Source organism: Gammaproteobacteria bacterium (assembly GCA_009845905.1).
Classification (GTDB): domain Bacteria; phylum Pseudomonadota; class Gammaproteobacteria; order Steroidobacterales; family Foliamicaceae; genus Foliamicus.
In genome coordinates this window covers 1-13469 of the sequence record VXYS01000010.1, presented here as the reverse complement: position 1 = coordinate 13469, position 13469 = coordinate 1, and the positions used below count along the sequence as shown (strand labels likewise).

At 62.7% G+C, this 13469-nt stretch carries 14 protein-coding genes; 2 read left to right on the top strand and 12 right to left on the bottom strand.

Features of this window, described 5'->3' with window-relative positions:
• Positions 1-5: 5 nt before the first annotated feature.
• The 5 genes from F4036_10815 to F4036_10795 all read right to left on the bottom strand — a co-directional run bounded on the left by F4036_10815 (position 6) and on the right by F4036_10795 (position 3917).
• Positions 6-443 carry a hypothetical protein gene (locus F4036_10815; GenBank protein MYK38230.1) on the bottom strand — a complete coding sequence of 146 codons (438 nt, stop codon included), beginning with the start codon at positions 441-443 and terminating at the stop codon, positions 6-8.
• Positions 425-790: a DUF4325 domain-containing protein gene (locus F4036_10810; protein ID MYK38229.1), complete on the bottom strand. Its 366-nt coding sequence runs from the start codon at positions 788-790 to the stop codon at positions 425-427. The genes F4036_10815 and F4036_10810 overlap by 19 nt, the downstream gene beginning before the upstream one ends.
• Before the next feature lie 8 nt (positions 791-798).
• The gene (locus F4036_10805; GenBank protein MYK38228.1) at positions 799-1854 is read right to left on the bottom strand and encodes an ATP-binding protein; all 1056 of its coding nucleotides are present in this window, start codon (positions 1852-1854) and stop codon (positions 799-801) included.
• A gap of 193 nt (positions 1855-2047) precedes the next feature.
• Positions 2048-2836 (bottom strand): hypothetical protein, encoded by a 789-nt coding sequence (locus F4036_10800; GenBank protein MYK38227.1) that lies wholly within the window; start codon positions 2834-2836, stop codon positions 2048-2050.
• A 406-nt stretch (positions 2837-3242) separates the two neighbouring features.
• Complete coding sequence (locus tag F4036_10795) at positions 3243-3917, bottom strand: serine/threonine-protein phosphatase (GenBank protein ID MYK38226.1); 675 nt, start codon at positions 3915-3917, stop codon at positions 3243-3245.
• A gap of 87 nt (positions 3918-4004) precedes the next feature.
• On the opposite strand from F4036_10795, the gene F4036_10790 reads away from it, so the two are divergent.
• On the top strand, positions 4005-4430 hold the full coding sequence (locus F4036_10790) for a hypothetical protein (GenBank protein ID MYK38225.1): 426 nt from the start codon (positions 4005-4007) through the stop codon (positions 4428-4430).
• Here the strand turns inward: F4036_10790 and F4036_10785 are convergent.
• From F4036_10785 to F4036_10755, 7 genes are all read right to left on the bottom strand, one after another.
• Positions 4411-4806 carry a hypothetical protein gene (locus F4036_10785; protein MYK38224.1) on the bottom strand — a complete coding sequence of 132 codons (396 nt, stop codon included), beginning with the start codon at positions 4804-4806 and terminating at the stop codon, positions 4411-4413. The two genes, F4036_10790 and F4036_10785, sit on opposite strands and share 20 nt — an antisense overlap.
• A gap of 795 nt (positions 4807-5601) precedes the next feature.
• Complete coding sequence (locus F4036_10780) at positions 5602-6072, bottom strand: hypothetical protein (GenBank protein MYK38223.1); 471 nt, start codon at positions 6070-6072, stop codon at positions 5602-5604.
• A gap of 387 nt (positions 6073-6459) precedes the next feature.
• Positions 6460-7164 (bottom strand): hypothetical protein, encoded by a 705-nt coding sequence (locus F4036_10775; GenBank protein ID MYK38222.1) that lies wholly within the window; start codon positions 7162-7164, stop codon positions 6460-6462.
• Positions 7161-8048 carry a hypothetical protein gene (locus F4036_10770; protein MYK38221.1) on the bottom strand — a complete coding sequence of 296 codons (888 nt, stop codon included), beginning with the start codon at positions 8046-8048 and terminating at the stop codon, positions 7161-7163. Before F4036_10770 ends, F4036_10775 begins: the two co-directional genes overlap by 4 nt.
• 66 nt (positions 8049-8114) lie before the next feature.
• Positions 8115-8642 carry a hypothetical protein gene (locus tag F4036_10765; GenBank protein ID MYK38220.1) on the bottom strand — a complete coding sequence of 176 codons (528 nt, stop codon included), beginning with the start codon at positions 8640-8642 and terminating at the stop codon, positions 8115-8117.
• 77 nt (positions 8643-8719) lie between these two features.
• A complete protein-coding gene (locus F4036_10760; GenBank protein ID MYK38219.1) occupies positions 8720-9088 on the bottom strand; it encodes a hypothetical protein in 369 nt (122 codons plus the stop codon).
• Between the two features lie 40 nt (positions 9089-9128).
• On the bottom strand, positions 9129-10883 hold the full coding sequence (locus tag F4036_10755; protein ID MYK38218.1) for a hypothetical protein: 1755 nt from the start codon (positions 10881-10883) through the stop codon (positions 9129-9131).
• A gap of 1960 nt (positions 10884-12843) precedes the next feature.
• Here F4036_10755 and F4036_10750 point away from each other — a divergent pair.
• Positions 12844-13266: a hypothetical protein gene (locus F4036_10750; GenBank protein ID MYK38217.1), complete on the top strand. Its 423-nt coding sequence runs from the start codon at positions 12844-12846 to the stop codon at positions 13264-13266.
• Positions 13267-13469: the final 203 nt, after the last annotated feature.

Here is a 13469-nt window from a genome sequence, read left to right as displayed (position 1 = left end):
ATGCCTCAATTGAGAGACTTCACAATGGAAGTTACGGCAGTAGCAAGGAGGCGGGGGCGTTCTAAATCGCATCTCCATTGCTCTTGCTGGAAGCATCCACCCGTCGCCGCATCCAAGAGTACGTCCCGCATGTCCTTTGTATCGTCGTGTGATTTCTTGATACGCCTATAGCGTTTCGCCAGCACGCTGTACTCGGTCAAATACACTTCCTGGGCGACGATAATTTGGGCTTCCAAGTGTTGTCGAGCACTCACATCCGAATTACTGGAAAGCCAGTAACGAGTCGTCAAGTCAAGAAAGGCATATAAGGCACGGCGCAATCTATCAACTCGAAAATGGAGACCCTGGACGCGAACTTGCACCAAATAGTTGCCAATCCAACCTACGAGAGCCGCAATCACCGCGCCGACAAGGCCGGAGAGGACTAGGGACTTGGTGTCCACGCGGGCTCGTGGGGCGGGGTTGGTGCAGTCGCCTCTTCAATGTACTTCTTGGCCAGTCTTGCAAAATCGCGCAACGGATCGTCCTCGGCGGACACGATTAGACGCTCTTCAAGAAACTCCTTGGGCAGGATGCCCGAGCGCACAAGGCCTCCAAACGCCTCTTCAAGGAAGGATGAGCCGACGCCGGCGACACCATCAAGAGTGACCTCCAAGTATTCGGACTCGCCCAACTCCCTTAACCGCGGGGCCAGTACTTCTTCCCGGAACTTCGTTCCGTTGTACGGCCCGTCCTCGGGAAAGCGACCAGCCGGATACTTCGAAAAGTCTACGGCTATTGATATTTTCATGATTTCTCCTAAACAATCTTGCGCAATCGCCATTCTATAAGTGTTCCAAGCAGCGGATGTGAATGCTTGTATACGCGGTGTGGACTGTCTTCTGTGAGAGGTTCAAACACGTATTCCCCTTTCAGACTGATTACCCTGTATTGCCCGCGATCCAAGTACTGCAAATAGCCACGGACATCCCGCTCAAGGCCGTGTCCTCTGTATTTCTCATCATGCCGGGTGCGCTGCAATTCATGCGCCGCGCGGATCATCATAGCGTGGTCCTCTTGCACAATCTTTCTTATCTGCTCGCTAAACTTGCGGGGAAGTGTGGCCGGAATGCCGGCTCCTTGATCGTAGATCATGACTGTGACTGAGTCCTCATCGACCGAAGCAGATAACCACCAGTGTGGACGATGGCTCCGCGTGTCCTTGTATGCGTGTTGAGCCACGTTCGTCATTGCTTCCGTCACCGCGTTATAGAGGTGAATTCTGCCGGGCATCGGACCAACCATTGGTTCCAGATCGTCCAATCGGAGCCGGTCAATGACTTCGCCCTCGGCCACCTTCCCTGTGCGAAATTTCACGTACCGTGTGGTACGTTGTGGTTCCGCGGGTGGGGGATTTACGGACAAGAGCTCGAAGAATCCCATGTCGGCCAGCAGGCTTCGGACACTCGGGTCCCATTGCGGCACGTCGATCGAACGGAGACGGCCCCGGCGCGGAAGATTGTTCCACCGATCCAGTTCCGCAGCGAGAACGAGAGCCGCCGATGGCGATAGACTGCGGATCTTGCGGAAATCAACGTAAACGACGTCGCTTCTTTTCCTCGTGGTTCCTTCCCGGATCTTGCGAAGAGTGTTGACAACACCATCGAAGTTTGTTTCTAACGAAAAATCCTCTGGGCAAACAACCGTCATACGCGGAACTACCTTGTGGGAGCCGATCTGAATGGGGGAATGACTATTGCCACTCACTCTTCGCCCAAGGGCGATGCGGATCTCCTTCGAGGCAAGGCGCCGACGATTGGATAAGCGCGCGTGGATGCGATTCCACTCGCGCATCTTGCGGGTTGGCTTCTTCACGCGAAGACTACGCTAAAGAGGAGGAAGGGAAGGGGTGCGGAAGCTGTCAGAGGCGGACGGCGGAATGGGCGGGCGGTGCAGGCGGATTACGTAGAACCATTGTCGTACTACCAAGAAAAGATGAACGATAAGTGCAATTATCGGTCATCTTTCACGACCGTCATCAAGCGGCAACGCCCAGCAATCTCGTCCGCTAGAGATCCATGACGATGACCCCAGGCTGTGCCGTTACCACCCGGTCCGGCTCGAACCCGTCGGCCTCCGGCATCTCGACCGGATACTCTGCCGGGTTGGCGATGCAGCGGGTTCTGTCCACCATTAGATCGTACGGCCCCCAAACGTTGCCGCTGACCCACAGCTGGGCGCCGACCTCGCGAACCAGAATCTCGTGGTCGTTCACGTAGTAGCCGGCCAGCGACGCGCCGCGTTGCCGTAGCGGCATGGCGTCGATGACCGGGGGCCAGTGTGTGACCACGACCTCCAGGAAGCCGGCGTAACTGCGGATCTCGTCGCTCTGAGCCTCATGCAGCCTCACGTGCTGCTCGATCGACCAGAGTTCCTCCTTGTTGAGCGCGAACCGGAAATCGGTGACCACTTCGTTGATCCATTCGAGGTAGCCGTAATCACGGCGCGAGAACAGATCCGAGTACCACGGACCGCCCCAGATCCGCAGGTCGTCGATGACCTCGAACTCGCCGGCCAGGTAGTACAGGTTGTGCAGGTCGGCAGCCAGACAGCGCCACTCGTAGTCGACCTCCTCGTGCGGAACCCTGGTGTGGTACTCCCGGTTGCCGGGGACGTAGACCACCGGCGAGATCATCGTTTCGCGCTCGATGAATGCCCGGGCTGTCATCCCCGCGCCGACGTCTCCGGCCAGAATCAGCAGGTCGCGATCGAAAACCGGGCAGAATTCTTCCAACGGGTCCGGCATGTGGCCGGGGCGTTTGTCCAGGTGGAGATCGGAGGCAATTTGGATGCGCATGGGGACTGCGCATTGTACGGATGCCCGTGGCCCGAATCAGGACCGAAATCCTCCGCAAATGGCGACAAATGCACATCGCATTCCGGGCGGTTCAGCGGGCCGCTATTGGGTTGGGTCTCAAGGACTGTCGGGGTCGAATCGCAATGCCCCGAGCCGGCGCCGGACTGTGCGTCCAATAGGTACCATGCCCACGCCGGTTTTGTGGCAGCGTGCGGTTATAAGCAGTTTCCCGGAAACTGCTTATAACCGTGGATTTCGGCTGGTCGACAGGTTCAGCGCACACACCCAAGCGCAGGTCGACGAGCAGCGGCCGTGCGCCAGTGCCTGCAACGGTCTGGTGCGCATGGCGCTGTCCTCCCGCCTATGGGTCTCATGCCAATGGGATCCGGGATAGCCAAACACCCCCTTACCGAGCCAAGCGAACCGCCGCCGCCGAGATATTGTCCTGAAAACTGCTGCCGCGCGATCGGGCGAAATCCACCAACTCCCGCAGTGCGCCGGGCAAGTCCTGAGCAGCGAACACGGCTTCCAGCTGTAGGCTTTCCACGCTCTCCCAGAGCCCGTCGCTGCACAGCAGGAAGCCGTCACTCTGCGAGATGTGCGCAGAGCGTACTTCGATGCTCGGCAACTCCCGGCCGGCTCCCAGGCACGCATACATTCCGCCTTCGGGGTAGCTGTGGTCCGTCGTGCGGTCCACGAAACGGCCGTTTTGGAAACGGTACAGCCGGCTATCGCCCAGGTGCGTCCAGGTGGCTCGACGCGCCGTCGCATGCAGCAGCACGCAGGTAGTGCCCGGGTACAAGTCGTTCTCCGCCGCGGCATGGATCCGCGCGTGCGCGTTCGTAACGATGGTTTCAAGCAGTTCTGCAGTTTCCGGCTGCGGGGAGGTATCAAACGCCTCCCGGGCCGCATCGATGGCTGTCTGCGCGGCGAACGCCCCGGCAATATGGCCGCCCAGCCCGTCGGCCAGCACCGCCAGGCACGCGACATCGTCCCACAGGACCGCCACGCGGTCCTGCTGTTCGCGCCGCCCCCCGATATCCTGCAGGCAGGCAGCTTCGATGGTTTCTCGGATGCTCATCGGCTGCTCACCTCTACTTGGCCGGCTCGGCAGCTACGATCACCGGCATAGTGCATTTCGGACCCCATAAAGTGCTATGCTTCCGGTATGCGTATAACCCCGATTGAATGGAGTAGTAACCAACACCGATGGGCGCTGATCCGATACTACCGTAACCCCTCCGACACCGATCTGGTAAGCCAGCACACCACGCCGCGCGAGGCGGTGCTGCGATGCCAGGAATGGATCCAAAGTGACCCTTGGACGTATCCGGAGGGCGATGGTGTCCTGAATCATTTCTACGATGTCGAGGCGCGCGACAAGGCGAGCGCCCTGGACCTGGTCGTGGCGCGAAATCGGATCGCGGCCGAGGACTTCGCAGCGGGCCGCTTGTCCCGATTCCCTCGGTTCGACGAGCCAGACGGCAAACTGTTGGAACCGGGCGATGACGACGATGATTCGGACGAGCCACTTGCGCTGCCGATGCCGACCACGGCAGAGTTGCTGCGCGGTCTTATGCACCGTCTTGCTTAGCGGATGCTTTTCGATTGGCCAGCGGGATGCTTGGCCATCCGTCAGCCAGCGGCCGTCCTTTACGCCTTGAACGCTTCCGCCTCGGAATCCGCTGTCCCGGCCACAGGATGTCCTCGAACGTCAGCGGCTGCCGCGCAAAGCCCAGGCGCATCGCCGGCGTCTCCCCGTCGGTTCCGACGAACACGAAGTTGTGGGTGGCGCGGAAGATCGCCAGATACTTCTCCAGCATCCGCGGGTTGTAAGGCGCATAACCGTGCCAGACTCGGTTCTGCCCGCTGGACGTGCCCACCGGGCGTTCCAGGGCGGAGAACAGGCGCCGTGACTTCATGAACACGTTGTCGATCCGCGCCAGCCTCGCCGCCAGGTACATGTCCACCTTGCGGTTCTCGTCAATCGACTCGTTGGCCGTTAGTCACGAAACGGCCTTGTGGGGTTCGTTGATCGTGGGGACCGGATGCTCGATCCACTCGTCGTCCCACTTCCCGTAGGTCTGCACTTCCTCGATCCGCTGCTACATCATGCGGCGGGCCACCTCCCTGCTGTTGCGCCGGACGCTGGGCGGCAACGTCCAACGGAAACACGCTCTGGCCTTTTACGCAGTTCGAGTCCCTGCGGAGTAAGTTGGCCCGAGATCGAGAAGCGGCAGATCCCGCATGGGTTGAGACCATGAGGCGGGATCCGGATGCCCTTCTCGAGTTGGGCCTGTCCGTCGGGATCAAACCCACGATCGATGCTGCAAATGACCGGGTCTATGAATCCACAGGCGATCCGACGCCATTCCTATCGCGAGACACCATCACCGATGCGGCCTATAGCAATGTGCCCAATCGCAACGAAGCGGACTGCAGCTCCGAGAACCGGATTGGCGCGGAGGGCGAAGATCGGCATAACGGCGCACCGCGAGTCTAGCTGCATAATCCCGGCTATTCCGCCGCCTGCTGGATCGGCAACGTCAGGTTAGCCAGCCTCACTGTGCCTGACGGACGATGCGCGCAATGGGAGCGGGCGAAGCACGCCGGCCATGAGCGGATTTGCACCGCCAGCCTGGCTTCGCGGCATGCTTAAAGGAATCCGACAGATCCACTTTCCCTTCCGCAGGAACTGTCCGATGCAAAGGAGCACAGGCCTTGGCAAGGCCGCGTTGTGCCGCCTGTTGGGTCCGTTTTCCCAATCAATCGTCGTCGGCCAGGCCGGCATCGGTTTCTTCGCCCGACCTGAAGGCCTCGATCTCAGCATCAATGTCCGCAATGCGCGATTCCAGCCGGCTGCGCTCTGCAAGCAGCTTGGCTTTTTTCGCCTTGTCGGGTGTTTCGCCGGCTACGCGTTCGGCGACCCTGTTGCGGAATGAAATGAATTCGCTCCGATTCCACTCTCCCTCGTCCCACTCTATGGCGCCATCTCCCGCTACGTAGCCGAGCCGCCAAACGTAGTAGAAGTTCTTCACGGAACCCGCCGGGTTCTTTTCGATGATGGCGGCACCTACGGGCAATTCATTCTCGCCCGTGTTCAGGAAAGCGCCTTCGAACGCGTATCCATTCTTCTTTTGGGCATCAACACCCGTTACGTGCTTGCCCCAGCCTTTCCGGCGTCCCGACTCACGGGTCGGATGGTAGGTGACGATGACGGTTTCTTGTTTATTCATTGGTTGCCTCCTTTCAGGCTATGACCTTTGCATAGGGACACCAGGGTCGAAATTCAAATCTCAAGGCATAAGCGGCGGTAGAAATCGGGCCTCCGTCACCGTCAAAATGAGTGTTTTAACCATTACGAACCCACAAGCAATCCAGCTTGAGAGCCGGGATGCACCCTGACCGGTCAGGTATCGGCTACTGGTGCCTTAATTCTGTCCAGCGTGTCCTGCCTGATTGGGCAGGTGCCCCGCACCAGAGACTTCGACGGTCGGCAAGTCTGCCCCAGCCGCACCGGCCGGCGAGGTCCGAGCAACGAACGCAGCCTCTGGGATTGAATTGCTGCGCAGGGAGGGGCGATCAGCGGCTGTCTGCGCTCGCGGGATTGCCGATTCTTCCTGCTACCACCCTACCGGTTCGCCCCGGTTCGCGCCGGGGCGCTCGTCCTCAGGCGGCAGGTAGGCGTCCAGCTGCCGGACGATGCCCGGACAAGCTTGTGTTGCCGCCCACAGGCGGTCGTAGTCGATGGCGGCATGCTCCTGGATCAGGTGCCTGCTCAGGTCCGCGAGTTCATCGAAATCGATCCCGGGCAGTTCCTTGCGCGCCGCGTGCGAGATCCCTTTCGCCCGCAGGCCTACCCGCTGGATCGCAAAGCAAACCAAATCGCACAGCATCCGATCTCCGTCCAGGTCCTTGCGCGTTCGACCCGCGGACACTTGGATGGCCCTGCCGGCGTGCCCGCGCATCAGCCTCAGCGGCGTGTCGTCATCCACCGCCAGGGGAGGCTGGTGCGCCGGTTTACGGTGCGGGTACAGCTGTTCGGCCTCGGCAACGATCCGGTCGCGGATGAGACCGATCAGCGACTCCACCGTGAACAGGTCGACCCTGCGGCCGCCGAACAGCGCAGAGATGTCCTCCTGCACTTCGATCGGGTCCGGCAAGGACACATCCGCTTCCGGATCGAACTTCACCAGCAGGTCCACGTCGCTGTCCGGCCCGAAGTCCTCGCGCAGCGCCGAGCCGTACACCGCCAGCTTGACGATGCCGTGCGCCTGGCAGAAGCGCTTCAGTTGCGCTGCGCAGGGCAGAGGCACGTCGGGGTTCATAGTCCTTCGCTATCGGGCCGGAATCCGATCCGGCTCACCAACTCCCGTGCCCACGGCAGGGCGCTGGGCGGTTTGCGCACCAACCGCCCGATGGCCCATTCGCCGGCGTCGGTCCACTGGCCTCGGGAGCTGTCCAGCAGGCGCACCCGGCTGAAGGCGCCGGCCGTGCGCACCAGGTTCTCCCGGCTGGCCGTCCAGCGGCGGCGAATCTCAGAAATTGGAACGTTGTGGCCGGTCCGGGTGGCCACGCGGTAGCGCACGCGGGCGATATTGATCGCGGAGGTGACCGTGCCGATGAACAGCGCCTGCACGGCGTAGCCGTTGTCCCTTGCCATCTCGATGAGGCTAGGGCGGCTCTTGCCGGAGTAGGTGGATTCCAGCCCGAAGGAACGGCGCTCCAGGAGGCAATTGCCGATGCGATCGGCGACCAGCCGGCCCGCGGCAAGCTGGTCGGCCGGATTGTCGTAACTGCCCAATTGCTGGGCGATGCGGTCCGGGTCGAAGAACGGCTCCGGCAGGGCGCCGGCGAAGTGCCGGCATAAGGTGCTCTTGCCGGCGCCGTTGGCGCCGATCACCGCCAGCAGCCAGGGAGAATCCGGTGACTGCCATCCGGGACGGATGCGCAGCTCTGAACGGCTCGGGCCGGGGTCCGGGGTAGGGTCTGGAGCCGCGACTAGGTACGGCCGGCCATCCGAACGGGTCCGGGGCAGCGTTACTCTGGCAATGCGCCTGAGCTCCACCGTCCCGTCGGGCAACTCGCTATAGACGTGCTCGTCATCGTCCTCGCGCATGTGAACGAACGCCTTGCCCTGCGCCCGGCACAGGTCGCGGGGATCGGGCAGCGGCGCGTCGAACAGCGCATCGAAATCCGCTTGCGAAACCATGCCGCCTAGCCCCTCCACGTACCGCTGGTCGTGTCGTCGCGGCTCGGCCGCGGTGGTGCTGCGCCGTCAGTGAAGTGGCGCGGCCTCCGCCATGTTGATCGACATCCTGGGCATCAGCGAAACGGCCTCGTTGAGCATGGCCCGCGCTTCGCCCTCGTACTCGCTTCGATCCACAGCGTAGCGCCCTTCGCCCTGGACGAGCGCGTCCAGCGTCATCCACAGAGCCAGTGCGAGGGCGCGCAGGTCGCCCTTGTAGAGCACCGCCAACTGGAGCTCTTGGTCATCGAACGATGCCTTCTCCGACCACTCTGACAGATCGATCTCGAACAGCGGCTTGTCCCCATCCAGGCCCATCCGGCGAAGAATACTCATCGACATCACAACGGTCTCCTCGAAGGTGCCCTCCGGATCCACCGCATGGTGGCTCATCCCTGCCAGTTGCGCGCGCATGGCCTGCATGTAGGGCGCCGCCGTCGAGTCCGACTCGAACGACCGAAGTATGACGTCCAACGCCATCCTGAGGGCGTGCGGATAGAAGGTTCGCAGGTCCTCCGGCGTCAGGCAACGTATACGATCGGGGTTAATTTCGGGCATAAATACCTCCTGTAGGTGGTCTGGCCTCTAAGCTCCAGGCTGTTCGCCTGAGTGGAATTGATCGGCTGGCCCAAATTTTATTTCTGGGAATCACGGCTTTTAACCTTCATACGCTCCCGTTGGGCGGCGAAGTGGATGCGGGCCCGCTCCCGCAGCTTTTTGCGAAGCGAGGTCGCGGGGCGGAAAATGATCTGCCTTCTTGCGGGCAGGCTCTTCCCGGCGAGCGCTCCGTGTAGCCGGCGCGCCGGGAGGACGCGCTGGCCAAAGATTCCCAGGCCGCGGAACGACAGTTCCTCGCCGGCGGCCAGCCTTTCGGCCATTTCGTTGAACAGCTCTTCCAGGAAAACGGTGGCGGCGCGGCGTGACCAGCCCAACTGTCTCATGAGTTCCCGCCGAATTTCTTCACGGGTGAGGGGGTTGTCGGTCCGTACTTTTTTCGCCGTCATGTCAGCACCGCCTTGTTCCCGGACCAGTGTGTTGGACTTGTCATCGCCACATCCTCCAGGTCAGCCACACGCCGGACTCGGCCTGCGGACTCAGCGCCCAGCTGCGCCCGTCCACGCCCAGCGACCCGGACAGACCCGAGCGCCATACGGCCTGCAGCGCGAACTCATGGCGCCCTGCCCTTCGGATCAGCGCCGCGGAAAGCCGCGACTCGCGCAGGCTCGCGTTCTCCCACAGGCTGCGCCCGGCACTCGCCAGCGTCCGCCAGTGGTCGGCCTGCAGATGCGCGGACAGCCCGTGACGCAGCGCCCTGCCGTACGCCGCGGTGATCGCCGCGGACACGGTCGATGGCGCCCGGAACGCCCTCGATCCGGTCAGGGATCCGGCGCCTTCCGGCTGCATGGCAAGGCCGGTGCGCAACGTGAACCCTCCCTGTCGCCAGCCCGCCGTTGCGCCGATCGCATTGCCGGCGGCCGCCAGGTCCATGTGGAACGCACCGTTTTCGAGCAGCCTGCCCTGATACGCGCCTGCCGCGTGGGACACGCCGTATATCCCGTTTCGGCGCTGTACGGCGCTTAGATTCGCCGTAGCGGCCAATGCGAAGTTCTCGCGCGCCACCGGACGGGCGAACCCGTGGCCGAACGTCCGGCCCGTGTAGTCCGCGCCGGTGATGGTCGCGCCGGTGATCGGGCCGGCGATCGGGCCGAAGATGCCGCCGGCGATCGCATCACCGGTGGTGGGATCCATCAAGCCGCCGTTGGGCGTGAACAGGCAGGTCAGCGACAGGATGCCGTGGCCCCAGGTCGAGTTGGTCGTGGACGTGAACTCGCGACCGTTGGAATAGGAGAACGTGCGCTCGGTGGACGTGTCACCGTCGCGCGCAGCCATGTTCTCGGCGCAGTCGAACGCCAGGTTGCGGAGATCCAGGATGTCCATGTCCGGCCACACCGTCCAGACGGTGTCGAGGGCGGCGGAAACCTGGGGGGTGGCGTGCGACGTGCCTGCGCGACCGGCGTGGCCCCACGGTGCAAACAGGCACAGCGGGTCGGCCGCCCCGCAGATGGAACTGCTTGCGGAGGGTGTGCGACTTGTGCCGTCGCCCACGTAGCCTCCGACAATGATCCACAGTACGATGTCCGTGTGCCGTAGAGCCAGTTGAAACTCGGGAGTCTGGAGGTTAGGCGTGCGCACGCGGCTATCGTTGCTTGCCGCTTGCACGATCAGTGCCCGCTGCCCTTCATGGGTACCGTCATGGCGTCGTCCCAATATTCCGGGGCTGTTCCAGTTCGGCCCCCATTCGCCGGGTTCCGGTAAGGGAATATCCTCGTAATCGGGAGCGCCTGAAACGGAACTGATCAGATCCTCGCCGTGTTCCGCAAGTGCCCGATAGTACGGCCCCACCGTATCGTCACCATCTGCGTCGTAGTCGTGATACTGCGATTCGGAGGAGCGCACCGCGCAGTCGGTGAATGTGGCCCATACGCCTGCACCATGCGTCTCTGGCGTGTGGGCCACATCATGTGTCCCGTAATCGCCGATCCACACCCGCGAATTGCCCAACTCGCGCCCGTCGTTCTTAAGCCAACCTCCGAGCGCCTCGAACCCCGGGGTAAGCGCACGGCAGGGGTTCGGATCGAACGCTGCCAAGTCCGCCAGGCGTTCCTCGAACGTCGGTTCGGGCGGCGGCGGAGGCGGCGCGACCGGGGCCGGCGGCGCGGGCGGATTGTCGGTGCCGCCGGAGGATCCGCAGGCGGTCAGCGCCAATGCGCTGATAGCGATAAAGAAAAACTTGCGCAATGCCGTGTCTCTTTCCAAGTATCTGCAATGGAAATTCCCGGCAAGGTGCCGGGCCGTGGAGTAATCACGCAGGAATTAGCGGAAAACCCTGCTTATTCGCCACGGCGGCGGGAGCTACCCGCGCACCGGTTTCACGGCTATTACATTCGGCAGGTAGCCCGACTTAGGCTTCCTGCGCGATTACTCCTACTGACAAGCGTAGCACAAGCGCGGCACTCAATTTGATCCGAAGCTTCCTCAATGCGGGCGTGGATCCAATGCCCAGAAGAAGCACAGGGAAAGTCATTCCGGATCCAGTTCTCGGCGGCAGGCATCACCCGGAAGCTGTGGATTGCGAAGCGGATTCATCCTCGTAGCGGGTCAGCCAAAGAGAGTCCGGCTCCCCCGCCAGAGTTACCATGGATCTGCTTGTTCAGCGGCCCGTATCGTTGCGCTTCCTCCCCGACCCGCTCCGCCATGGTGACGCTTCAGATCGCCTCCGGCCTCTATGGGGAATTGCGCCCGAACTCCTTCCCGGCCAGCCAAGATTTTGGCTCCGTAGCAGACCGAGATCCGCTGACCTTGACCGGCGGTATCGGCACGTACAGGACAGCGTCGACTATTGCTCTAGCTCATATTCGCCGTGTTCTACCTGCATCCTCTCAAGGATGACAGCACCAAAAAAAGCACACCCCCGCGTGCGGGGGTGTGCACCGACTACTTTCACCCCTCTGTCGGCAAGTGGGGAAACGACATCGCTCTGGTGGCGCTGTAACGCTACGAACGATTTCGGTGCTGAAACATCCCCAGCAGAGGGGAAAACACCACTACAAGTATATCAGGCCCCTTGGACCCTCCGCGATTGTGACAAAAGAACTGCCCCACTCGCGGTCCGGCGTTTGCCGCCCAGGCCCGGGCCCTGCAGCGAGGTTAGTTCCTACAGACTGAGCGGGACTTTGAGGTAAAGCCCCCGGAACCATCGCTCGGGAACACACGTACGGCGAGGAGAATTAGGTTCAATAAATACAGTTAACAAACCTTAATCAATGGCCACTTTGAGAACGTTTTCCAAATTTTCTTCGGGTTTCCAAAGTCCCTGATCTTCCCTCCGGAACCGGTCCGCCGGAGCTGAGGCAAAAGCACCCGATCAGGCGGTTCCGCGCCGCGTACGGGTGGGTGTAGCCCAGCGAGCTATCCGGTTGTTGCAGGTTGTACGCCAGCGGATTGCGCGGTCGTGGCATCAGCGCCGAATGCCTGCTGGCCTGATGAATCCTGCGAATTGTGTCCACCGGCCGACAGGACCCACGACGCGCAGGGGCAGCCGTTTCGGCCTGTACTGGCGATGCGCGGAGCGCGGCGGTCCCCGTAGCGACCGGTGGGGCGTTTCGCTTGCGGAAATCCAGGCCGCGGGCAGGTGGCGCTCCGCGACGATGCCGGCGAGATGCGCCCGGCCCTGGGACGGCGCGGCCGCGAGTCCGCGCTCCGGGCGAAAGCGAACCGGCGAGTAGCCGCGCCCGTGCGGGGGCGCCGTCTGGCCAGCCGGCGACCGTCCCGTTCGGGATTGCTTCCACGTCTGCCGGCAAAGGCGCAAGGGCCTGGCCGGCTTCCGACCCGCGAGGCATCCGAAGAGGCCCTGATCTCCCTCCGGGTCCGAACGCAACCCGCGCTGAGGTCGCCGCTGCTTTCCGATCGCGCGTCCCCGCCGTTCCCGGCCCGGCCCGTTTTCGGCCCCCGACCGGTCCCCCGGGACATCGCCCGACGGCCGCGCGCAATCCCGAGCCGAAACCGGTGCGCAATTCAGGCTTGTAGACAACCCCGTTCGTTCGGACCGTTGGTCCGCGAGATGCGACGGGTTTACCCAATTTAGGGGACGCGCCAAGGCACGCATTTCCGCTATCGTGCGCACCGTCATGGCCATTGACTTCCGTGCCGGTTTCGCGACCCGCTCCGATTTCAAGCGGGAAGCAGGGGGGCTTTCGGCGTGGACGCTGTCGGGGTCCGGTGCCGTGCGGGCTTTTTCGGCGGCGGCAGAGCAACGGAAGGCGGGCAGCGTCGCCGGGACCGCTGGATCCCTGTCGGGTGGTCGTCCTTATCGCGGGGCGTGCTGACCGCCTTCCTTTGCTCTGCCGCCGCCGTTGCCAACGCCGCCTCCACCGACGCGACCCTGAGCGCATTGTCGCTGAAGGACGGGGAAGGCGCCACCGTGGCGATCTCCCCCGGCTTCAACGCCGCGAGCGTGCCGGCGAGCGCCACGCTGCGGAAGGACACGGGGTATTTCGTGGTGTTCGGCTCGACGGCGTCGGACGCCGGCAACGACTACGAAATCCGGGGGACGGAGTCGGAATCCCTCAACAGCGCGGTGACCGGCTGGCAGCCGATCCGACCCATTGATCTTGCTCGGTAAGGAGGCAAGCTCATGTCTACATCAGGATCCGTGATTCAACTCGTGCAGGCGCGCCTGGAACAGGCGATACGCCGGCGCCGGGAAAATCCGTCTCGTGCGGATATTCTCATTCTGCCCGCGCTGGCGCTCGCGCTGGACGCCTGCGGAGGCGGTGGGTCGCAAAGGCCCACACCACCCCCGCCTCCTCCGCCTCCACCTCCGCC